The following is a 20,782-nucleotide window of genomic DNA, read 5'->3' on the forward strand; positions in this document are numbered from 1 at the left end:
AGTTCGCGGGCCAGTTTAATGGGTTGTCGGCAACCCTAGCGCGCCGGTCGGCGCCGTGGCGCCGTCGGCGTGCCGGAAGGGGCCGGTAATGCGTTCGGCGGCCAGTTTTCCCGACAGCAGCGCGGTCGGCACGCCGACCCCCGGCGTGGTCCCGCATCCGGCCAGCACCACGTTGGCCGGGGTGCGAGCGAGATTGCGGGTGCGGAACGGTCCGGTCTGGCGGAACAGGTGCGCGGCCGAGAACGGCGTTCCGGCGATCATTCCCTGCTCATGCCATGTCTGCGGCGTGTCGAGGTGATCGACGGTGAAATGTCCGGCGATACCCCGGTATCCGCGCTGCTCCAGTACGGCCAGCAGTTCTCGCAGGTACGCCGGTCCCAGACGCGGCCAATCCAGGGGCGCGGCATCGAGATTCGGGCACGGCGCCAGCACCGACAGCGGTTCGTAGCGTCCGGTGGGCCGTTCGACGAATTGGCCGGGATCGCTGAGCGCGGGCCGGGTGATCAGCAGCGACGGATCGCTCATCAGTCGCCCGCGGCCGCGCCGGGCGGCGATTTCGGCGAACGTCTCCTCCCAGGCCCGGCCGAAATCGATGGTGTGGTGGGCCTGTAGCGGCCACCGCGCCGCCACCTCGGCCGGGATGGTGCCGTGCGCGACCACCGCGGAAGGTGCCGCCCGCAACGGACGGTGCCGGCGAATGCCGAAACGGCTCAGCGAGCCGAGATCGGCGGTCAGGACCACCGCATCGCAGTCGAAGTCGCGCCCGTCGGCGGTGCGGACCCGCCGCGCGCGCCCGGCGTGGTAATCGATACCGCTGACCTCGCAGTTCAGTTCCAGCTGCCCACCGGCGCCGGTGAACGCGGCCGCCAGCGTCGCGGTGATCGCCCGCATGCCGCCGACCGGGTAGTAGACGCCCAGCGAGGTGTCCATATGCGGAATCGCGCCGTAGACGGCCAACGCCTGCGCGGGTGCGGTCCCGGCGTAGAGAGCCTGAAAGGTGAACAGCCGCGCCAGCTTAGGATCGCTCAGGATGCGCTCGACCCGCGGGCCCAGCCGGCCGAACGCGCCCAGCCGCACCAGTTCCCACAGCGCCGCGCGCTTCTCGGGTATGCGGACCATATCGAGCGGGGAATCGAAATTGGTGTCCATGAACTGGTCGTAGGCGCCGGCGTAGATCCGGGCCAGCCAGTCCCGCAGGTTCCGATAGCGTTGTGCTTGTGCGTCTCCGCATGCGCGGCGCACCTCGGCCGCCATTCGCTCCGGATCCGGATACACCCCGATCACGCTGTCGTCGGCGAAATGCGCCTGGTAGGCGGGATCGAGTCGGTGGATCCGCAGTCCGTGGGCGGCGGTGTCGGTGCCGACCGCGGCCAGCGCCTCGTCGATGAGCCCGGGCAGGGTGAGAACCGTTGCGCCCGAATCGATCTCGTAGTCCGGCCCGCGATAGAGGCCGACTCGTCCGCCCGGATGATCGGCGCGTTCGAGCAGGGTCACCCGGCGCCCGGCTCCGGTCAGATACAGCGCCGCCGCCAGCCCGGACAGGCCGGCGCCCACGACGACGATCCGATCGCACCGTCCGGCAACGGTTTTCACGACACCCGCCTGGTCGCGGCCAGCGCCATCGCGCGCAGCCGATCGCCGGCCTCGGGGGTGACCGAGCTGGCCGCCAGCGCGCCGAGGCCGCGGTCGGTCAGTTCGGTGATGCGGCGCTCGACATCGTCGACGGCGCCGAGCCCGGTGATGAGGTCGCGCAACCGGGTGACCTGATCGGGAGCGAGGTCGGTGCCCAGCGACGAGCGCAACAGCCGCGCCGCGGCGGGATCGGTGGCGTCGGCGCGGCGCAGCGCCTCGGCGACCAGGACCGTGCGCTTTCCCTCGCGCAGGTCGTCACCCGACGGTTTGCCGGTGACGGCCGGATCGCCGAAGACGCCGAGCAGGTCGTCACGCAACTGGAACGCGATGCCGATATCGGTGCCGAACTCCCGGTAGGCGGCGATCAGCTCCGGATCGGCCCCGGCCAGCGCGGCGCCCAGATGCAGCGGCCGCTCCACGGTGTAGGCGGCGGTCTTGTACCGGTTGATCCGCAGCGCGGCGGCCACCGAATCGTCGGCGCCGGCCTCACCGTGCACGTCGAGCAGCTGGCCGCCCATCACCTCGGTGCGCATCGCCGCCCACACCGGCGCGAACCGCGCCCGGGCCGCGGCGTCCAGGCCGGCGGCGGCGACCATGTCGTCGGCCCACGTCAGCGCCAAATCGCCGATCAGGATCGCCACGCTCACTCCGAAATGCGCCGAATCGCCACCCCAGCCGTGGTCGCGGTGGCGATCTTCGAAGTCCACGTGCACGGTCGGGAAGCCGCGCCGGGTGCGCGAGGAGTCGATGATGTCGTCGTGGATCAGTGCGCACGCCTGCACCAGTTCCAGGGCCGCGCACGCGGTGAGCACCGATTCGGCCTGATCACCGGATGGATCGCCGCCCGCGCCGAGCCATCCGGTCCAGGCGAACGCCGGTCGGGTCCGTTTGCCGCCGCGCAGCACGAAATCCTCGAGGGCGGCCGTCGCGGAGATGACCACCGGCCCCAGTTCGGCGACCAGTTCGCGGCGGTCGGCGAAGAATCCGGTCAGCGCCTGTTCGACCGCGCGCACCAGCGCCGCGGAGTCGTTCGGCGCCGGACGTGCCGGGCTGGCCGGACCAACGGACAACGCAACCTCCAGGTAGTTCGTCGTATCGGCGAGCCGATGCCGGGTACGCCGGGGCGGCTCCGGCGTGCCGAGGATGTGGCCGGGGCGAGACCCTGTGTATGCACCGGCGACGGCTGCGGCGGTCCCGGCCGGTCGTCGCGGGGAAGTCGTATCGCGGCGTCCAGCGGCCCACCGTGAACCTTACTGCGTCGGTTCCGTCGCCCGACAGCGCCGTAGCCGGTGCGTGACCGGCACCGCATCGCATCGGACGGGCGAGATCGCGGCCGGTCGGCCGGTCCGTGCGCGACCGTCTCGTGGCGCTCGGGGTGGTCGGTCGGCGGAGCGCAGGCGGGTGGGGACCGCCGGCCCGGCGCCGTCGGGGCGGACGGTGGGCCGCGACACCGATGCACAGCTCCGGCCGCAGGCGCACCGGCCGCTGGACCGGCGCGGATCCGGGCCGGGCGGCCCGTCCGAAGAGGTCGTCCTACTACACTGGACCGGTGAGTTTCGACAATGTACGGGGACGATCGACCCCAGGCCGACCTTCCCGGACGCCGTCCGGAACTCCCTCCGTGGTGGGGCAGCTGGGCCGCCGCCCCGACGGCACCATCCCGTTCTCGGTGGAATTCAATCCGCCGCGCGATGCCGCGGCCGAGGCGCGGCTGTGGCGCGCCGCCCGTGAATTCGAGCGGATGCATCCGGCGTTCGTATCGATGACCTACGGGGCGGGCGGATCCACCCGCGATCGCACCGCGCGCATCACCGGGCAGCTGGCCCGCGAAACCACACTGCTGACCGTCGCGCATCTGACCGCGGTCGGGCACAGCGTGGCCGAACTGCGGTCCATCGTCGGCAGCTACGCCGATGCCGGCATCCGCAACATGCTCGTGCTGCGCGGCGACCCGCCGGGCGATCCGCTGGGGGAGTGGCGCAAACATCCCGACGGTGTCGAATACGCCGAGGAACTGGTCCGCATGGTCTGCGAGCTCGGCGACTTCCACGTGGGAGTGGCGTCGTTCCCGCAGGGCCACTACCGGTCTCCCGACCTGGAGCACGACACTCGCTACCTGGTCTCGAAACTGCGTGCGGGAGCGGAGTATTCGATCACGCAGATGTTCTTCGACGTGGAACACTATCTGCGCCTGCGGGATCGGGTCGCGGCCTACGACGCCGAACAGGGCGCCAAGCCCATCATTCCCGAGCTGATGCCGATCACCTCGCTGCGCACCGTGCAGCGGGCCGAGGAGTTGTCGGGCCGGCCGCTGCCCGCGCGGGTCATGCAGCGGCTCGAGCAGGCGGCCGGAAACGATCCGGAGGCCAATCGCAACGCCGTGCGCGCGGTGGGCATCGAGATCGCCACCGAGATCGGGCAGCGACTGATCGACGAGGGTGCGCCCTGCCTGCATTTCATCACCTTGAACTTCGCCAAGGCGACCACCGAGGTGCTCACCAACCTCGGCTATACGGTGACCCCGGCGGCCGTCAGCGCCTGATCGGCGTTTCGCGGGCGAGTTGCCGCGCATTCGCCTCCACCGGCGGTACCCTCTCGTGCACCGTGACGACGCGGAGGTCCCCGAGTCATGCTGTGCGGCCCGGCGGACCGACCCTGGTGCGGATGTTCCGCCGAACTCAGGAGAACCCCGATGGCCGTGGTGACCAGTCTCGTCCGTCTTTCCGCAGCGCTCACCGTGACCGGTGCGCTGACCTTCGCCGGCGCCGCCGCCGCGACCGCCGCCCCGCCCGACCCCGCCGCCACCATCGCTGCCGTGGGCCAGAACCCGGCGGCGGCGACGGATTTGCTGACCGCCTATCAGACCGCGGTCGAATCGCTGAAACAGCTGGGCATCCAGCCGTTCCTGTATCCGTCCGGGTCGGCGTTCTGCCAGGACGGCAGCACCCTCGGACTCGTCCCGGCGCTGGCCGGTGCGGTACCCGGGCCGTGGCCCAAGCTGGCGGTGCCGGTGCCCGGGCTGGATCTGTCCGCGGTGAAGGCCGGGCAGACGATGTTCGCCTTCGTCCCCTACGGCATGGGCCCCGACGGCGCCGACACCACCGGTATGCAGGTGGCCTGGTTCAACGTGTCCAACGGCCGCGGCGGATTCGCCGCGATGGGCCCGCTGTCCCAGGTCGTCGGCTCGATGGTGCCGCCGAATCTGCCGCCGGAGGTGCGCCCGGCGTTCGAGCAGGCGATCCGCAACTTCTTCCTGGCGGCGCTGCCGGTCGGCGGCGTGCGCGCGGTGCCGGTGGACACCGGCTCCGGAACGGTGCTGGCGGCGGTGTTCGGCACGGTCCGCAACGGCGCCAACACCTGCGCGTTCCTGCCGACGGTCGGCGTTACCTCGGTGCCCTGAGTTCGGCGCGCCCGGGCCGGGAACGGTCCGGGCCGTCCGGCACTGGGCGGCCCTTCCAGCGCAGCGCCCCGCGCCGATGCAGCAGCCACGACCGGCCCGACAGGCGCAGATACGCGCCGATCGACACCGGATGTGCCAGCGCCGCACCGATATCGGCGCCGCGCGGCAGCGTCCCGGATTCCAGTGAGCGGGCCAGCAGCCGGCTCGCGACACCCGCGCCGTAGCCCGCGACACCTATCCGCCGGATCCGGCCGCGACCGAACAGCGCGGCGAGGGCGGGCAGCACGTACGCGACCGCGGCCACCATATCCACCGCCAGGGCGCCGGCCGGGCCGCCGTAGGCCGACCACAGCCAGCGGGTGTAGCCGCCCTCGACTTCGGCCGCGCCGCGGTACATGCGGGTACTCGCCAGTGTCCCCGCCGCCGCCAGCACGGTGCGATGTCCGGCGCGGCGCAGCACCCGCGCCAGCGCCAGATCCTCGGTGATCGAACCGGCCACCGCCGCATGCCCGCCCACCGCGCGATAGACCGCGGTGTCGAAGACGAGAAACTGCCCGCAAGCCACCGCGGTCGACGGCCGCAGGCCGCGATCGGCGAGCCGCACCGGCAGCGTCGTGGCCCACGACCAGCACAGCAGCGGCTGCACCAGCGCCTCCGCGAGCGATCCCGCCCGCTGATACGGCCAGGGAGACACCGAACCCGCACCGCTGCGGCGCAATTCGCTCACCGCCGCGGCGATCGCCTGCGGGCGCAGCCGTACGTCGGCGTCGAGGAAGATCAGGACGCCGGGCGGCGGGTCGGCGGTGACACCCGCGAGTTCGGCCAGACGCGCGCAGGCCGCGTTCTTGCCGGTCCATCCGGGTTCGGGGTCGGTGTCGGCGGCGACCACGGTGAATCGATCGTCGTCACCGATCGCCTCGACGGCGGCCGCGAAGGTGCCGTCGGTGGATCCGTCGTCGAGGATCCAGATCCGCATGCGCGAAACACCTTGCTGGGCACGCAGATCCGCGATCAGCCGCGGTAGTCGTGGTGCTTCGTCGCGGGCCGGGATCGCGATGATCACCGGCTCGATCGCGGGGGTGGCATCGGCCCGCAGCCGCCGCGTGCCGAGCCGGTTCACCAGTGCCATCGCACATCCCGCGCCGGCCACGATCGCGCCCGCCGTGACGAGCGGCCCGACGACCGACCGCGCACCGAGCCGTGTCATGTGGCCGTTCCCGGCTGGGCCGAGACGGCGGAGGCGGTGCTCACGGACGCCCATCGTGGTCCCTGATCAGGCGTCCTGCTTCACCCGCGGACGCCACGGCGGCGTGGGGTTGCGATTCAGATACGCCAGCACCGCGACCATGGCGGCCACCGCGAGGGTGATGCCGCCGACGATGCCGGCCCATCCGGCGAAGGAGCGGGTGTTCGGGTCGGCGTAGTTGACCTCGGCGCGCACGGTGCTCACATCGCCGGCCGGCAGCTTCCACGAGACTGTCGAATCGCCCTGGCGAGTGCCGTTGGTGGTGGCCACCCGGGCCGGGAAGGCGACGGTGAACTGCACGTCGGAACCCTGCGGCGGAACGGATTTCAGGTCGACCCGGCCGGTGAGGGTGACCTTGTCGCCGGTGCGGATGAACTGCAGGTTGAACATGCCCTGCGTCTGATCCGACAGCGCGCCCAGCTGCTGCACCTCGCCGAAGGTCAGGTCGTCGAAGTAGACCTGGCTGCCGACGTAGCCGTCCTGGCTGTAGGGCTCGACCCGGATCTTCGCGGCCAGGGTTTCGGGTGCCTTCAGCTCGGGGCCCTTGTCCTTGTCGTTGGCCGGGATCACGGCGGCCACCAGATGGCCGGACACGCGGTCGTTGGAGGACACGCCCATCGAGACCTGGACCCGCAGGCAGCCGGTCAGCAGCGGCGCCAACAGCAGCGCCAGCAGGGCTACGGACCAGAGGCGATGACGCCGGGTTCGCCGCGGCGTGTGGGTCGACTCTGGCATCGATGGTGTCGGACTCGGCTGCACGGCACACATCGTGCCATGAGCCGCAGTGATCGTCGGCACGCGACGGGCGTTTACGGCGGCGCGGGCAGCCGGTCGCGGTGCCGCGCCGCCCGCAGCACCCATACCGCCGTGGGTAGCGCCACCAGCCCGAGACCGATCAGGCCGTACCCCGCGGACGCGGGCAGATCCAGGAACACCGCATGGGCCAGGGCCGATCCGAACCACGTCCACAACAGCACCGCGATCGGTACCGCGGGTCCGGCGCCGCGCGGTGCGCAACGGCGTTCGAGCGCCGCGAGCAGTGTCGCCATCAGGGCGCCGACTGCGAACCAGCCGACGTAGTTCGTATACGGGATATCGCCGATTCCCGGCAGGCCCGGATGGGCCGAACACCAGGTCCACTGCCCGTCGGCCACCATCTGCGGGTCGAGGTAGAGGTCCCAGCCCACCGCCCCCACGGCCGTCGCGGCGATGCGGGTGGCGGTGCGGCGGCACAGCAGCCCGGTCGCCACCCAGATGGGGTAGAGACCGCCGACCCAGGCCACCGGCACGAGCAGCGGCACCTGCGCGAGATCGGGACCGAGCCGCCCGTGCGCGTAGTGGTAGCAGCCGAACGGGAATCCGCTTGCGGTGCCGATCATCTCGGCGACCGCGCCGACGCCGCCGACGATCATCGCGTAGCCGGCCGCCCAGCCGATGCCCCGGGCCACCCAGGCGTGCAGCAGTGCGGTGGCCGCCGACAGCGCGACGATCAGGATCGTCACCCGATCGCGCGCCGAGCCGTCGGTGAGGGGATAGGCGATCTGGGCCGCGACCCAGGCCACGGCGGTCACCGCCGGCCATTGCCGCGCCGTCATCGCCGAGTGAAGCGACCGCGGCGCAGCGATCGCAGCACCAGCCCCGCCGCGGTGCGCCCGCTGGCGCCCGACACTCCGCCGCCGGGGTGGGTGGAGGCGCCGGTCAGATACAGCCCGGGCGCCCCCGGCACCTTCTGTCCGGACAGTTCCGGAATCGGCCGCCAGAAGAACATCTGATCCATCGACATCTCCACATGCATGACATTGCCGCCGATGAGCCCCAATTCGGTTTCCAGATCGGCGGGTGTCTGCACATACCGCTGCCGCACCGAATCGGCGAAACCGGGTGCGTAGGAATCGACTTCGGCGATGATGCGGTCGGCCTCGCGCTCACCGTGCGCGCTCCACTCGCTGCCGTCGGCGAGCCGGTGCGGATGCCACTGCGCCCACAGTGACAGCTGATGTTCGCCGGGCGGTGCGATCGTGGGGTCGAGGGCGCTGAAACTCATGGCCAGCACCACCGGACGCGGCGGCAGTTCCCCGGCCAGCGCGGCGGCGTGGGCGAGTCGCAACTGCCGTCGATCGGTCACCAGCAATTGCAGTCCGCGCGTCGACTCCTCCGGTGTGGCACCGGGGTATACGGGGAGGGCGGAGGTCGCGGTCCGCACGACCATGCCGATGCCGGGGCCGACCCGGATACGCCGCCGCCAGTCGGCGAGAACGGTGTCGTCGAATCCGCCGCGCCGCAACAACTCCAGGGTGGTGAGCACGTGTGTGCCGGAAATCACGGTGCGGGCGGACAGGTCGCGGCCGCTCGCCGTGCGCACCCGCCAGCCCTCGCCCGAGCGGCGCAGTTCGGTTACCTCGTCACCGGCCGAGACGATGCCACCGTCGGCGCGCAGCCGCGCCACGAGTGCCGTGGTGAGCGCACCGCTCCCGCCGACCGCGCGGCCGGGCGGGAGCGTGTGCATCAGGGCGGCGAAACCGGCCATCGGCGCGGTGCCGGGTTCCGACATCGGCGGTCCGGACTGCGCGCCGAACCAGGCCAGCGCCGCCTTCAGCCGTTCGTCGTCGAACCAGCTGTCCAGCAAGGCATCTCCGGACTGCAGGAATTCACGTGACAGCGCGCTGCCGCCGGCCCGGGCGTCGAGGCCCCAGAACGCGCGCAGGAACCGGCCCGGCGTCGGCGCGCCGCCGAACGCCCGCATCACCCGCTGGGCCCGGGGACCCCAGGTTCGGACGAACCGCCGGTAGGCCTCGGCCTCGCGGGGGCCGCAGGCCCGTTCGATCGAGGCGCAGGTGCGGTCGACATCGCGGTGGAAGACGATCGGCTGGGCATCCGAGCCCACCGGTGCGGGGGCGAAAGCCCAAGGGTCGCAATCGATGTAGCGCAGGCCGAACTTCTCCAGCTCGAGTTCCTCGATGATGCCGGTGTGGCGGATCATGATGTGCGCCGAGGAACCGCGGTCCATGAGATGGCCCGGGAAGCGTTCGACCGTCGACACCGCGCCACCGAGCACCTCGTCGCGCTCGAGTACCTCGACCGGATGTCCCGCGCGTGCCAGATAGCAGGCCGCGACCAGTGCGTTGTGGCCGGAGCCGAGAACCAGTGTCGTCACTGTTCGGGCGTCCGTAACGGCAGCCGGCGGCCGAGCACGGCGAAGCGCCGGGTATCGCCGGAGAAGACGAAATGCCGGACCACATCGGTGAATCCCTGCCGGCGATACAGCCGCCAGGCGCGGTTGGCCTCGTGGTCGACCTCCGGGGTGGACAGCAGCACCGCCGCCTCCGTGCGCTGCTCGAGCAGCCGTACCAGCAGGGTCTCGCCGATGCCGCGGCCCTGAGCGGACGGATGGACGTGCAGTTCGGTGAGTTCGAAGTAGTCGGACAGCAGGGCCCGCGCGGTCTGCTCCGGCCAGCCCGAGCGGCGCATGCCGGTGTGGACCTGCTGATGCCACCACTGGTGCGGCGCGCCGCGATAGCCGTAGGCGATCGCCACGATCGGCGCGGTACGCAGATCGACCTGGCCGCTGTCGTCGGGGACCACCGCGGCGACGGCCTGCCAGCCCGGCCGGGTGGTGTGTTCGGCCCACATCGGGGCGCGGTGGTGTTCGGTGCCGCGTGGATAGTCCATCGCCGCGACGTACACGGCGAGGGCGTCGTGCAGCCGGTGGCGCAACGTCGCTGCCGAGAGGTCGACGACGACGGGCGCGGGGGTGTGGCGGGGCCTGACGGCGGTCATGAGCGGGGAGCCATATCTTCGGGGCCGTCTCTGTCTGTCGAAGGTGTCTGTGGTGTCGGGGGCGGGCGTCGGAGTTGGGTGCGTGGGGTGCGGGGGTCCCCATCCAGAGTGCGCGGCGCGCGTTCGGCGCGAAAGTCTGTCGGTGGTCGTCTCTATATTCACATTCAATTGAAACGTTCGAATACCTGTTCGGTTCGGCACGGTCGACCGGGCGCGGTATGCGAAATGTGGAGGTGTCGAGATGGCTGGTCGGATGGACGATCCACGACGTGCCGGCCGGGCGGGCGGACTGCTCGACCGGGCGGACACGATGGTGCAGCAGGCCTGGGCCGAACCCGATCCGCGTGAGCGGCTGCGCAGCGCCTACCTCGCGGCGCTGCGCGGGGCCGGGGCGGTGCTGGCCGCGACCGGTGCCGACCGCGCACCGCGGGCCCGCTCCCGCAACGCCTGGGTGCTGATGCAGCAGGCCGCACCGGAATTCGTGATGTGGTCGGACTACTTCAGTTCCTTCTCCGAGACCCGTGCCGCGCTCGAGGCCGGACTGGACCGGGCGATCAGCGATACCCAGGCCGACGAGTTCGCCTCGCGGGTGGAGGCATTCCTGCGCGATGTGGAGGATGCGCTGGCGATTACGGCGGCCCGGTTGCGTCCCGCGCCGGGCTGGCTCGCCGACGGTACGGCGTGAACATCGGCGAGTAGGTGGTAGCGCACTGATCGAACTCGTATCATTGGTGGCAGTAGCCGCCAAGGTCGGCTACTTGTCGTCTACCCGGAGGCGACAACCAGGACCTAGTGCCGGGGGAGGTACCGTGCCACTCTCCGAGCACGAGCAGCGCATGCTCGAACAGATCGAGAGCGCGCTCTATGCTGAGGACCCTAAATTCGCCTCGACCGTGCGTGGTGGTCGGCTTCGCTCTGCCACCGGAAGACGCAGACTTCAGGCGGCCGCGCTCTTCGTCCTCGGCCTCGTTCTTCTCATTGCGGGAATCGCCCTGCCCGTCAAGCCCGGCGGATTCCCCATCATCAGCCTGCTCGGCTTCATCGTGATGTTCGGCGCGGGTGTGCTGTTGCTGCTGGGCGGCTCGGGTATGACCAAGAGCGGCCGAGGCAGCGGCGACGCCCCCTCCGGTCCCGGTGGCATTCCCGGCCGTGCGGCAAAGGGTAAGCAACGCAAGGCCGGTGGCTTCTCCGCCCGCATGGAAGATCGGTTCAGGCGCCGCTTCGAGCAGGACAGCTGAGCCTCCGCTCGCGTCCGCGGGAGCGGAGGCGAGCGGCCGAATGTGGTTGCGCGATGATTGCCGTGCCCAGCGGCGAGTAGCCGACAACTGAACCGCCTCGAACGACACGCCGTGATGTGCGGCGTGTCGTTTTTCTTTCGCGGAGTGATCCGGATCGCGTTCACGGGGTGGCGGATTCGTCGGTCCCCGCATCTCCCCACCTTTCCCCACGCCCGGTCCCCACTCTCGCCCACCACCGGCCGGGGCCGCTCCCAGCTGCGGGTTTGCTGATGGTTGTCGGGCTGCCCGGCTCGCCGGCGGCGCGTGTCGGGGGAACTCGACGAAATCTCCCCACCGCGGTGATAGCTGAGTTGACCTGCTCAATCCCCGAGCCGGGGACCGAGATCACCGCGGCTTTCGATTGAAAGTGGGGGAAAGTGGGGTAATGTGGAGCGCGCACTGATAAGAGCGCCGACCAGACGAGGTGATCGAGCGGGAGGTGTCGAGACTGTGTTTCTCGGTACCTACACGCCTCGCCTGGACGACAAAGGGCGACTGACGTTGCCTGCGAAGTTTCGCGACGAACTGGCGGGAGGGTTGATGGTCACGAAAGGTCAGGACCACAGCCTTGCCGTCTATCCCAAAGAAGAGTTCACCGCCCTGGCGCGGCGAGCCGCGGCGGCGTCCCGAAGCAACCCGCAGGCAAGGGCTTTCGTTCGTGCCTTGGCGGCGTCCACGGACGAGCAACGTCCCGATGGGCAGGGCCGGATCACGTTGTCGGCCGAACATCGCCGCTACGCGAATCTGTCCAAGGACTGCGTGGTGATCGGCTCGGTCGATTTCCTCGAGATTTGGGACAAACAGGCGTGGGATTCCTACCTCGCCGAGCACGAGGAGGACTACTCGCTGGCAGGAGACGAGTCGCTGGGCGGAATTTTCTGATCCGAGACAGGCGAGTGCCCTGCGGCCTCTGCCCGGCACGGACCCTGACGTACTTCCCCAACGCCAGGTGCCGTGTTCGGTCAGAGACCCCGGGGCATTGGCTGTCCACTCGTTAGACCATCCACCCGTCGCAAGCACCGTGAGCCAGGATCCGGGAGGTCGAGGTGAACCATGATAGCGACCGCCCCCGCCATGTTCCGGTTCTTTTGCGTCGTGCCGACGAAATCCTCGGCCCCGCACTGGAATCCGGCGGAGTCCTCGTCGACGCCACGCTCGGTTTGGGCGGGCATGCCGAACATTTCCTGCGGACCTATCCCGCGATCCGCCTGATCGGGCTGGATCGCGATACCGAGGCGCTGCGCCTGGCTGGCGAGCGGCTCGCGCCCTTCGCCGATCGAATCACGCTGGTGCACACCAGATATGACGGCCTGCCCGGCGCGCTGCGCCAGGCCGGGCTGCCCGAACGAGGCTCCGTGCGCGCGGTGCTGATGGATCTCGGTGTGTCCTCGATGCAGCTCGACGAGGCCGAGCGGGGCTTCGCCTATTCGGTGGACGCCCCGCTGGACATGCGGATGGACCCGACGTCCGACCTCACCGCGGCGGATGTGCTCAACACCTACAGCCACGGCGATCTGGCCCGGATCCTGAAAACCTATGGCGAGGAACGCTTTGCGGGCCGGATCGCGAGTGAGATCGTCCGCCGGCGCGCGCAGCGGCCGTTCACGACCAGTGCCCAACTGGTGGAACTGCTCTACGACGCGATCCCGGCGGCAACCCGGCGCACCGGCGGGCACCCCGCCAAACGCACCTTCCAGGCCCTGCGGATCGAGGTCAATCGCGAACTCGAGTCGCTCGAGGCCGCGGTGCCGGCGGCATTGGCGGCGCTGGAGGTCGGCGGCCGGATCGTCGTCATGTCCTACCAGTCGCTGGAGGACAAGGTCGTCAAACAGATCTTCGCGCAGGCCTCGGCCTCGCGCACACCATTGGACCTGCCCGTCGAATTGCCCGGCATGGGACCGGAATTCGCGATTCTGACCAGGGGCGCGGAGAAGGCGAGCGAAACGGAGATCGAGGAGAACCCACGCGCGGCGCCGGTGCGCATGCGGGCCGCGGAGCGAATACAGGCGGCCGGGTGACAGCGATCCGGCGACGGGGGTATTGCCGGTTCGGCAGCACTACGACGGGCAGTCCCACAGGAAATCGGTAGGGGAGGCAGGAATATGAGCGTGCGGACACGGGTGGACGCACCACAGCGGACGCAGCGGTCCGCGCCGCGGCGAGCGCACAGCGCCGACCGCGTGAAATCCGGTGCGGCCCAACGCGCCTATGCGCGCCGGCGCAATCGGGCGGGGGAGCGCGTGCTTCCGCCGCTGCCCCGGCGCGCCGGGTCGATGATGGCCGGGCGGCTGCCGTTCGTGGCGGCGATTCTCGCCCTGCTCGGCTGCGGTCTGCTCGCGACCCTGGTGCTGACCACGCATGCCGCCGAGGACAGCTATCAGCTCAGCGACGCCCGCCGCATCAACCGGCAGTTGCTCGACGAGCGTGCGGCACTGCAGCGTGAGGTGGAGGCCGCCGACTCGGCGCCCGAACTGGCCAACCGCGCACGCGAGCTGGGCATGATCCCGGCCAAGGATCCCGCCCGCCTGCTCGTGGCTCCCGACGGTTCGGTGACGGTGGTCGGCAAGGAGACACCGGCCGAGGGCGCGCCGGTGCCGCCGCTGAACACGACTCCCGCCAAGCCGGGTGCGCTGCCGCCGAAACTCGCTCAGGCTCAAGGGGAACGGCTGGTCCCGGTGACCACGACCCCCGCCCCGCCGGCTCCCGCTCCCGGTCCGGCCGATCAGAATCCGCCCCCGGCGCCGACGACGACAGCGCCGCATCCGCCGGCCCAGTCGACGCAGGTTCCGGCACCGGTACAGGCCGCACCGGCGGCGCCGGCCGCACCTCCGGCCGGGACTCAACCGGCGGCACAGGCGGCCCCGGCCGCACCCGCTGCCGAACCGGAGCCCGCGGCGCAGGCGGCGCCGGTCGCACCCGCGGGTATCCAACCGACGGCACCGGCCGGTCCGCCCGCGCCCGTAGCACCCGCCGCGCAGCCGGCCGGCACTCAGCCGGTGGTCCAGGCGGCACCCGAGGGGGCCGATCGATGACCGGCCGCGCCGGAGGCAGAACCGGCGGTGGTGCCACGGGACGCGGCCGGGCGGGTGTGCGATCCACACCCGCCCGGCCGCGCCGCGCTCCCCGCCCGCGGGCGGGTTCGCGCGCGGATGCCTCCACGCGGCTGCGGTTCGGAGTCGGGCGCGTCCTCATGCTGGTGGCGCTGCTCGTCGTCGCGATGCAATTGCTCTGGCTGCAAACGTTTTCCGCGCCCAACCTGTCGGCCGAGGCGGCCAGCCAGCGCACGGTGCATCAGACCGACTGGGCGCAACGCGGCGCCATCCTCGATCGGGACGGCCGCAGGCTCGCGTTCACCGTCGTGACCAAGAAGCTCAACTTCCGGCCGGTGGCCGTGCGCAAGGATCTGGCCGACGCGCGGGCGAAGAGCGACAAGGCGCCCGAGGTCGACAAGCGGCTGGAGGAGATCGCCAAGACGATCCACGAGAAGCTGGGCAAGGACGCGCCTCCCGAAGCGGAACTGCTCGCCAAACTGCGCAGCGACGACCAGTTCACCTATCTGGCCTACAACGTCGACTCCCGGGTCGCCGACGAGATCACCGAGAAGTTCCCCGAAGTCGGGACCGAACGTCAGGACACGCCGGTCTATCCGGGCGGCGCGCTGGCGGCCAACGTGGTGGGCGCGACCGGCTGGGACGGGCACGGCCAGGTGGGGCTCGAAGCGTCGATGGACGCGACGCTGGCCGGCACCGACGGTTCGCACACCTACGATCGCGGCTCCGACGGGGCGGTCATCCCCGGCAGCGAGCGCGACAAGGTGCCCGCGGTCAACGGCTCCGATGTCGAACTGACCCTCGACTCCGATCTGCAGTACTACGTGCAGCAGCAGGTCCAGGAGGCCAAGGACAAATCCGGCGCGCAGGACGCCTCGGCGGTGGTGCTGGACGCCCACACCGGCCAGGTGCTGGCCATGGCCAACGACAACACCTTCAATCCGGCGCAGGATCCGAAGTTCTGGGCCTCGGCCGATATCGGCAATCCGTCGGTGACCAATGCCTACGAGCCCGGTTCGGTGAACAAGATCATCACCGCGGCGGCCTCCATCGAGTACGGCCTGACCAATCCGGACGAGGTGCACCAGGTCCCCGGTGAGATCCACATGGGCGGCGTGGTCGTGCACGACGCGTGGTCGCACGGCGTGATGCCCTACACCACTACCGGCATCTTCGGTAAGTCGTCGAATGTGGGCACGCTGATGCTCGCGCAGCGAGTCGGTGAGGACCGCTTCGCGGATATGGTCAAGCGTTTCGGCCTGGGGCAGCGCACCGGTGTCGGACTGCCCGGCGAGAGCGGCGGCATCGTGCCACCGCGCGACCAGTGGTCCGGCTCGACGTTCGCGAATCTGCCCATCGGACAGGGCCTTTCGATGACGCTGCTGCAGATGACCGGGATGTACCAGGCCATCGCCAACGACGGTGTGCGGATCCCGCCGCGCATCGTCAAGGACGTGATCGGCCCCGACGGGCACCGCACCGGCGAACCGCAGCCGGACGGCGTGCGGGTGGTGAGCCCGCAGACCGCGAGTACGCTGCGGCAGATGTTCCAGGCCGTGGTGCAGCGCGATCCGATGGGTTATCAGCAGGGTACGGGCGCGCCCGCGGCGATCGAGGGCTATCAGATCGCAGGGAAGACCGGAACCGCGCAGCAGATCGACGACAAATGCCAGTGCTATTCCAGCGATCGCTACTGGATCACCTTCGCCGGGATCGCCCCGGCCGACAATCCGCGCTACGTCATCGGCATCATGTTGAACGCCCCCGTGCGCAGCACCGACGGTAGTGGCGGGCAGTCGGCGGCGCCGCTGTTCCACAGCATCGCCTCCTGGGCGCTGCAGCGCGATCGGATTCCGCCGTCCACCGTGCCGCCGAAACAGCTTGTGCTCCAGGCGATGTAGTGGTGTGTGCGCCTGAATGTCCGGTTTCGGAACCGTGGGTGTCCGTCTGCGGCCCGCCGCACGGGCGGGTGCGGGCGCGGTGAGTCCGGGGACCCGGTGCGCGCGAGGCGGCCACGCTGCGTGGCCGTCGATCGCCCACAGGTAACCTGACTCCCCGACCCCGAATCTCGACCCGATGCACAGATGTGCGCCCACGAAAGGAGCCTGGTGCCCGTGCAGCCCAGCCCGCAGGTGCTTCGCCCCGCCGTTGCGTTGTCGACGCCGGTGCAGGCCGTTGCCGAACTGACCGGTGCGCGGCTGAACTCCGGCGACCCGGCCGGGATCGAGATCACCGGCATCGAACAGCGCTCGAACGCCGTGCAGCCCGGTGACCTGTTCGCAGGTCTGGCCGGCGCCAAGGCCCACGGCGCCCGCTTCGCCGCCGACGCCGTGGAGCGCGGCGCGGTCGCGGTGTTCACCGACGCCGCGGGGGCGGAGCTGATCGGCGAACTGGATGTGCCGGTGCTCGTGCACGACGATCCGCGCGCGGTACTGGGCGAACTGTCGGCGGCTGTGTACGGTCACCCCTCGCGGCGACTACAGGTCATCGGCATCACCGGCACCTCGGGCAAGACCACCACCTCGTATCTGGTGGAGGCGGGCCTCACCGCGGCCGGGCTGTCCACCGCGCTGATCGGCACGATCGAGACGCGGATCGCGCGGCGCGTCGATCCGAATCCGGAGGAGACCGCGGCAGGTGCGAGCGCCGTCGTCGAGTACCGCCGGGTGCCCAGCGCGCTGACCACACCGGAGGCGCCGCAGCTGCACGCGATGTTCGCGCTGATGGTGGAACAGGGCGTGCGGGCCGTGGTGATGGAGGTGTCCAGCCACGCGCTGGCGCTGGGCCGCGTGGACGGTGTGCACTTCTCCGTCGGCGCGTTCACGAATCTGTCGCAGGATCACCTGGACTTCCACGCCGATTTCGAGGACTACTTCGCCGCCAAGCGCCGGCTGTTCGTCCCGGATCCGGGCGCGCCGCAGCGACAGGTCGCGGCCGACACCTGTGTGATCTGCGTGGACGACGCCTGGGGCCGGCGGCTGGCGCGGGAGGCGGGCGGGCGAGCCCGGGTCGTCACCGTGGCGACCGCGGACTGCCCGACCGGGGAGACCGAACCGGAATGGACGGTGACCGGCGCCGCCGCGCTGGCCGACGGCGGGCAACAGTTCACCGCGATCGGTCCCGCGGGTGAGATTTCGGCGCGGCTGCGGCTGCCCGGGCGCTACAACATCGCCAACGGCCTGCTCGCGATCGCGGTGTGCGCCGCGGCGGGTGTCGACGCGGCGGTGGCGGCCGCGGCGCTGGGCGAGGTGGATGTGCCCGGCCGGATGCAGCGGGTGAACGCGGGACAGGATTTCCTGGCCCTCGTCGACTACGCGCACAAGCCGGCCGCGGTGGAATCGGTGATCGCGACGCTGCGCCGGCATCTGCGCGACTCCGGCGGCCGCCTGGCCGTGGTCGTGGGCGCCGGTGGCGATCGCGACGCCGGTAAGCGGCCGCTGATGGGCGCCACCGCGGCGCGTGGCGCGGATCTGCTGGTCATCACCGACGACAATCCGCGCACCGAGGATCCGGCCGAGATCCGCGCCGCGATCCGCGCGGGCGCGCTGGGCATCGCCGAGGCCGAACGCGGTGAGGTGCGCGAGATCGGCGATCGGGCCGCCGCCATCGCCGCCGCCGTGGATTGGGCACGGCGGGGGGATGTGGTGCTGGTGGCAGGTAAGGGACACGAGACCGGGCAGGAGATTGCGGGTGTGAAGTATCCGTTCGACGACCGTGAGGTGCTGGGACAGGCCCTGGAACGTAAAACGAAAGACCTGACGGTTTCATGATCGAAATGACTCTGCGGGAGATCGCCGAGATCGTCGGCGGCACGCTGCACGATGTGGGCGATCCCGCGGTGACGGTGACCGGTGCGGTCGAATTCGATTCGCGCCGAATCAATTCCGGCGACCTGTTCCTGGCCCTGCCGGGGGAGCATGTCGACGGGCACGACTACGCGGGCAAGGCCGTGGCCTCGGGTGCGGTGGCGGTGCTGGCGGCGCGGCCGGTCGGCGTGCCGGCGATCGTGGTCGAACCCTTCGCCCCCGCGGCCGGCGCGTCGGCGAATCGTTCCTATGTGCTGGCCCACGACACCGACGGCTCGGGCGCCGCGGTGCTGGCGGCGCTGGCGAAATTGGCGCGGGCGAGTGTGGACCGGCTGGCCGTCGCCGGCCTGAACGTGGTCGGGGTGACCGGTTCGGCCGGAAAGACCTCCACCAAGGACCTGCTGGCGCGGGTGCTGGCGCCGTTGGGCGCGGTGGTCGCCCCGCCCGGATCCTTCAACAACGAACTGGGCCATCCGTGGACGGCGCTGCGCGCGGGAGCCGACTCCCGCTTCCTGGTGCTGGAACTGTCCGCGCGCGGTCCGGGCCATATCAAGGCGCTGACCGAGATCGCACCCCCGCGGATCGGTGTCGTCCTCAACGTCGGCACCGCGCACCTCGGTGAGTTCGGCGGCCGGGACGCCATCGCGCAGGCCAAAGGCGAACTGGTGGAAGCGCTTCCGCCCACCGGCGTCGCGGTGCTCAACGCCGACGACCCGCGGGTGGCGGCCATGGCCGAGCGGACCCGGGCCCGGGTGGTGACCTTCGGTCAGGCGTCCGGCGCGGACGTTCGGGCCACCGACATCGTGCTCGACTCCGAGGCGCGGGCGCGATTCACCCTGCACGCCAACGGGTCTCACGCCGAGGTGCATCTGGCGGTGTACGGCGAGCATCAGATCTCGAACGCGCTGGCCGCGGCCGCCGTGGCGCTGGAATGCGGTGCGGATCTCGACACCGTGGCCCGGGCCCTGGCCGGTGCGACGGTCGATTCGGCGCACCGGATGGATGTGCGGACCCGGGCCGACGGGGTCACCGTCGTCGACGACTCCTACAACGCCAATCCGGATTCCATGCGCGCCGCGCTCAAGGCGCTGGTGTCGATGTCGCGCGCCGGCGGTACGCCGGATGCGCCGCGTGGCCGGCGCAGCTGGGCGGTCCTGGGCGAAATGGCCGAACTGGGCGAGGAATCGGTCGTCGAACACGACACCATCGGACGGCTCGCGGTGCGGCTGGACGTCGACCGGCTGATCGTGGTCGGCACCGGGCGCCCGGCCCGCGCGCTGCACCAGGGCGCGGTCATGGAAGGCTCGTGGGGCGAGGAATCGATCCTCGTACCCGATATCGAATCCGCGATCGCCCTGCTGGACAACGAGATCGCGGCCGGTGACGTGGTACTGGTCAAAGCGTCGAACTCCGCCGGTCTGTGGGCGGTGGCGCAGCACGTGCTCGCATCGGGTGGGCAGGGCACGGAGGCAGCTGGATGAGGCAGATTCTGTTCGCGGCGGGGATCGCGCTGGCGGTATCGATCCTGCTGACGCCGCTGCTGATCCGCATGTTCGCCCGGCGCGGATTCGGCCAGGAGATCCGCATCGACGGCCCCGAGAGTCATCAGGCCAAGCGCGGCACCCCGACCATGGGCGGCGTCGCGATCCTGATCGGCATGTGGGCCGGATATCTGGGCTCGCATCTGATCGGGATCGGCTATCACGCCGACGGGCCCTCGGTCTCGGGTCTGCTGGTACTCGGTCTGGCCACCGCGCTCGGCGTGGTCGGCTTCATCGACGACTTCATCAAACTGCGCAAACAGCGCAACCTCGGCCTGACCGCCGCCGGTAAGTACATCGGCCAGCTCGGCGCCGCGGTGATCTTCGGAGTGCTCGCGCTGCAGTTCCGCGGCGCGGGCGGGCGCACCCCGGCCAGCCGGCATCTGTCGTACGTGCGCGAGATCAACACCGTCTCGATGAGCGTGATCATCTTCCTGGCGTTCGTCTGCCTGGTCGTGGTCGCGTGGTCGAACGCGGTGAATCTGACCGACGGCCTGGACGGCCTGGCCGCGGGTTCGATGAGCCTGGTGCTGGGCGCCTACGTGATCATCACGTTCTGGCAGTACTACCACGCCTGCGAGTTCAAGGCCGAGGCCGGCTGCTACAACGTGCGCGATCCGCTGGACCTGGCGCTGGTGTGTGCCGCGGGCGCGGCCGCGTGCGTCGGATTCCTGTGGTGGAATGCGGCTCCCGCCAAGATCTTCATGGGCGATACCGGTTCGCTGGCCCTCGGTGGCCTGCTGGCCGGATTGTCGATCACCACCCGCACCGAACTGCTCATGGTCGTGATCGGCGCGCTGTTCGTCGCCGAGACCGTGTCGGTGGTGCTGCAGGTGGCGGTGTTCCGGACCACCCGCAACCGGCTGTTCAAGATGGCGCCGTTCCATCACCATTTCGAGTTGAGCAAATGGGCGGAGACGACGGTCATCATTCGGTTCTGGCTGCTCGCCGGAATCGCGGCGGCGGTGGGTCTGGGCTTGTTCTACAGCGAATACCTCTCTCAGGTCGGGTAAGCAGCGATGGTCGAACATACTCCGCGGGCCCTGCGATCAC

General features: G+C 70.5%; 18 protein-coding genes. 11 read left to right on the forward strand and 7 right to left on the reverse strand.

Annotation, left to right across the window (positions count from 1 at the left end; all coding sequences use genetic code 11):
- Positions 1-15: 15 nt before the first annotated feature.
- Entirely contained in the window at positions 16-1,593 is a 1,578-nt protein-coding gene (gene crtI / locus A5780_RS08265; RefSeq protein WP_064908153.1) for a phytoene desaturase family protein, read from the reverse strand.
- A complete protein-coding gene (locus tag A5780_RS08270) occupies positions 1,590-2,702 on the reverse strand; it encodes a polyprenyl synthetase family protein (RefSeq protein ID WP_227462781.1) in 1,113 nt (370 codons plus the stop codon). The genes crtI and A5780_RS08270 overlap by 4 nt, the downstream gene beginning before the upstream one ends.
- A 479-nt stretch (positions 2,703-3,181) precedes the next feature.
- Between A5780_RS08270 and A5780_RS08275 the strand changes: the two genes are divergently transcribed.
- Together A5780_RS08275 and A5780_RS08280 are read left to right on the forward strand one after the other, a co-directional pair.
- Entirely contained in the window at positions 3,182-4,174 is a 993-nt protein-coding gene (locus tag A5780_RS08275) for a methylenetetrahydrofolate reductase (RefSeq protein WP_063833572.1), read from the forward strand.
- 150 nt (positions 4,175-4,324) lie between these two features.
- Positions 4,325-5,032, forward strand: coding sequence for a hypothetical protein (locus A5780_RS08280; protein ID WP_063017282.1), 708 nt, complete (start codon positions 4,325-4,327; stop codon positions 5,030-5,032).
- On the opposite strand, the gene A5780_RS08285 is transcribed toward A5780_RS08280, so the two are convergent.
- The 5 genes from A5780_RS08285 to A5780_RS08305 form a co-directional block, all read right to left on the reverse strand.
- A complete protein-coding gene (locus tag A5780_RS08285; RefSeq protein ID WP_064908154.1) occupies positions 5,016-6,239 on the reverse strand; it encodes a glycosyltransferase family 2 protein in 1,224 nt (407 codons plus the stop codon). The genes A5780_RS08280 and A5780_RS08285 overlap by 17 nt on opposite strands.
- Before the next feature lie 66 nt (positions 6,240-6,305).
- The gene (locus tag A5780_RS08290) at positions 6,306-7,013 is read right to left on the reverse strand and encodes a hypothetical protein (RefSeq protein ID WP_030514728.1); all 708 of its coding nucleotides are present in this window, start codon (positions 7,011-7,013) and stop codon (positions 6,306-6,308) included.
- A 74-nt stretch (positions 7,014-7,087) separates the two neighbouring features.
- Positions 7,088-7,873, reverse strand: coding sequence for a carotenoid biosynthesis protein (locus tag A5780_RS08295; RefSeq protein WP_064908155.1), 786 nt, complete (start codon positions 7,871-7,873; stop codon positions 7,088-7,090).
- Entirely contained in the window at positions 7,870-9,432 is a 1,563-nt protein-coding gene (locus tag A5780_RS08300; protein WP_064908156.1) for an NAD(P)/FAD-dependent oxidoreductase, read from the reverse strand. Before A5780_RS08300 ends, A5780_RS08295 begins: the two co-directional genes overlap by 4 nt.
- Positions 9,429-10,055 (reverse strand): N-acetyltransferase, encoded by a 627-nt coding sequence (locus A5780_RS08305; RefSeq protein WP_063017290.1) that lies wholly within the window; start codon positions 10,053-10,055, stop codon positions 9,429-9,431. Before A5780_RS08305 ends, A5780_RS08300 begins: the two co-directional genes overlap by 4 nt.
- Positions 10,056-10,296: 241 nt before the next feature.
- Between A5780_RS08305 and A5780_RS08310 the strand changes: the two genes are divergently transcribed.
- From A5780_RS08310 to mraY, 9 genes are all read left to right on the forward strand, one after another.
- Positions 10,297-10,740 carry an SAV_6107 family HEPN domain-containing protein gene (locus A5780_RS08310; protein ID WP_227462782.1) on the forward strand — a complete coding sequence of 148 codons (444 nt, stop codon included), beginning with the start codon at positions 10,297-10,299 and terminating at the stop codon, positions 10,738-10,740.
- Positions 10,741-10,864: 124 nt separating this feature from the next.
- On the forward strand, positions 10,865-11,293 hold the full coding sequence (locus tag A5780_RS08315) for a DUF3040 domain-containing protein (protein ID WP_062966235.1): 429 nt from the start codon (positions 10,865-10,867) through the stop codon (positions 11,291-11,293).
- A gap of 489 nt (positions 11,294-11,782) precedes the next feature.
- A complete protein-coding gene (gene mraZ, locus A5780_RS08320; RefSeq protein ID WP_030514722.1) occupies positions 11,783-12,214 on the forward strand; it encodes a division/cell wall cluster transcriptional repressor MraZ in 432 nt (143 codons plus the stop codon).
- Between the two features lie 164 nt (positions 12,215-12,378).
- Positions 12,379-13,350, forward strand: a complete 972-nt coding sequence (gene rsmH / locus A5780_RS08325) for a 16S rRNA (cytosine(1402)-N(4))-methyltransferase RsmH (protein WP_063017292.1) — start codon at positions 12,379-12,381, stop codon at positions 13,348-13,350.
- Positions 13,351-13,434: 84 nt separating this feature from the next.
- Positions 13,435-14,364, forward strand: a complete 930-nt coding sequence (locus A5780_RS08330; protein WP_231982892.1) for a hypothetical protein — start codon at positions 13,435-13,437, stop codon at positions 14,362-14,364.
- The gene (locus A5780_RS08335) at positions 14,361-16,283 is read left to right on the forward strand and encodes a penicillin-binding protein 2 (RefSeq protein ID WP_082976342.1); all 1,923 of its coding nucleotides are present in this window, start codon (positions 14,361-14,363) and stop codon (positions 16,281-16,283) included. The genes A5780_RS08330 and A5780_RS08335 overlap by 4 nt, the downstream gene beginning before the upstream one ends.
- Positions 16,284-16,466: 183 nt before the next feature.
- Entirely contained in the window at positions 16,467-18,152 is a 1,686-nt protein-coding gene (locus A5780_RS08340) for a UDP-N-acetylmuramoyl-L-alanyl-D-glutamate--2,6-diaminopimelate ligase (RefSeq protein ID WP_064908157.1), read from the forward strand.
- Entirely contained in the window at positions 18,149-19,669 is a 1,521-nt protein-coding gene (gene murF, locus A5780_RS08345; RefSeq protein ID WP_064908158.1) for a UDP-N-acetylmuramoyl-tripeptide--D-alanyl-D-alanine ligase, read from the forward strand. Before A5780_RS08340 ends, murF begins: the two co-directional genes overlap by 4 nt.
- Positions 19,666-20,742, forward strand: coding sequence for a phospho-N-acetylmuramoyl-pentapeptide-transferase (gene mraY / locus A5780_RS08350; RefSeq protein WP_030514716.1), 1,077 nt, complete (start codon positions 19,666-19,668; stop codon positions 20,740-20,742). Before murF ends, mraY begins: the two co-directional genes overlap by 4 nt.
- The last annotated feature ends 40 nt before the right edge of the window (positions 20,743-20,782 follow it).

The organism is Nocardia sp. 852002-20019_SCH5090214, from assembly GCF_001665865.1.
Lineage (GTDB): Bacteria > Actinomycetota > Actinomycetes > Mycobacteriales > Mycobacteriaceae > Nocardia > Nocardia nova.

What these genes read in the sequence shown, in the direction of transcription:
- A5780_RS08280 (WP_063017282.1), top strand. Translation starts at nt 4,325, where the DNA reads ATGGCCGTGGTGACCAGTCTCGTCCGTCTTTCCGCAGCGCTCACCGTG.
- A5780_RS08285 (WP_064908154.1), bottom strand. Translation starts at nt 6,239, where the DNA reads ATGACACGGCTCGGTGCGCGGTCGGTCGTCGGGCCGCTCGTCACGGCG.
- A5780_RS08290 (WP_030514728.1), bottom strand. Translation starts at nt 7,013, where the DNA reads ATGCCAGAGTCGACCCACACGCCGCGGCGAACCCGGCGTCATCGCCTC.
- A5780_RS08295 (WP_064908155.1), bottom strand. Translation starts at nt 7,873, where the DNA reads ATGACGGCGCGGCAATGGCCGGCGGTGACCGCCGTGGCCTGGGTCGCG.
- A5780_RS08305 (WP_063017290.1), bottom strand. Translation starts at nt 10,055, where the DNA reads ATGACCGCCGTCAGGCCCCGCCACACCCCCGCGCCCGTCGTCGTCGAC.
- A5780_RS08310 (WP_227462782.1), top strand. Translation starts at nt 10,297, where the DNA reads ATGGCTGGTCGGATGGACGATCCACGACGTGCCGGCCGGGCGGGCGGA.
- A5780_RS08330 (WP_231982892.1), top strand. Translation starts at nt 13,435, where the DNA reads ATGAGCGTGCGGACACGGGTGGACGCACCACAGCGGACGCAGCGGTCC.
- A5780_RS08335 (WP_082976342.1), top strand. Translation starts at nt 14,361, where the DNA reads ATGACCGGCCGCGCCGGAGGCAGAACCGGCGGTGGTGCCACGGGACGC.
- A5780_RS08340 (WP_064908157.1), top strand. Translation starts at nt 16,467, where the DNA reads ATGTGCGCCCACGAAAGGAGCCTGGTGCCCGTGCAGCCCAGCCCGCAG.
- murF (WP_064908158.1), top strand. Translation starts at nt 18,149, where the DNA reads ATGATCGAAATGACTCTGCGGGAGATCGCCGAGATCGTCGGCGGCACG.
- mraY (WP_030514716.1), top strand. Translation starts at nt 19,666, where the DNA reads ATGAGGCAGATTCTGTTCGCGGCGGGGATCGCGCTGGCGGTATCGATC.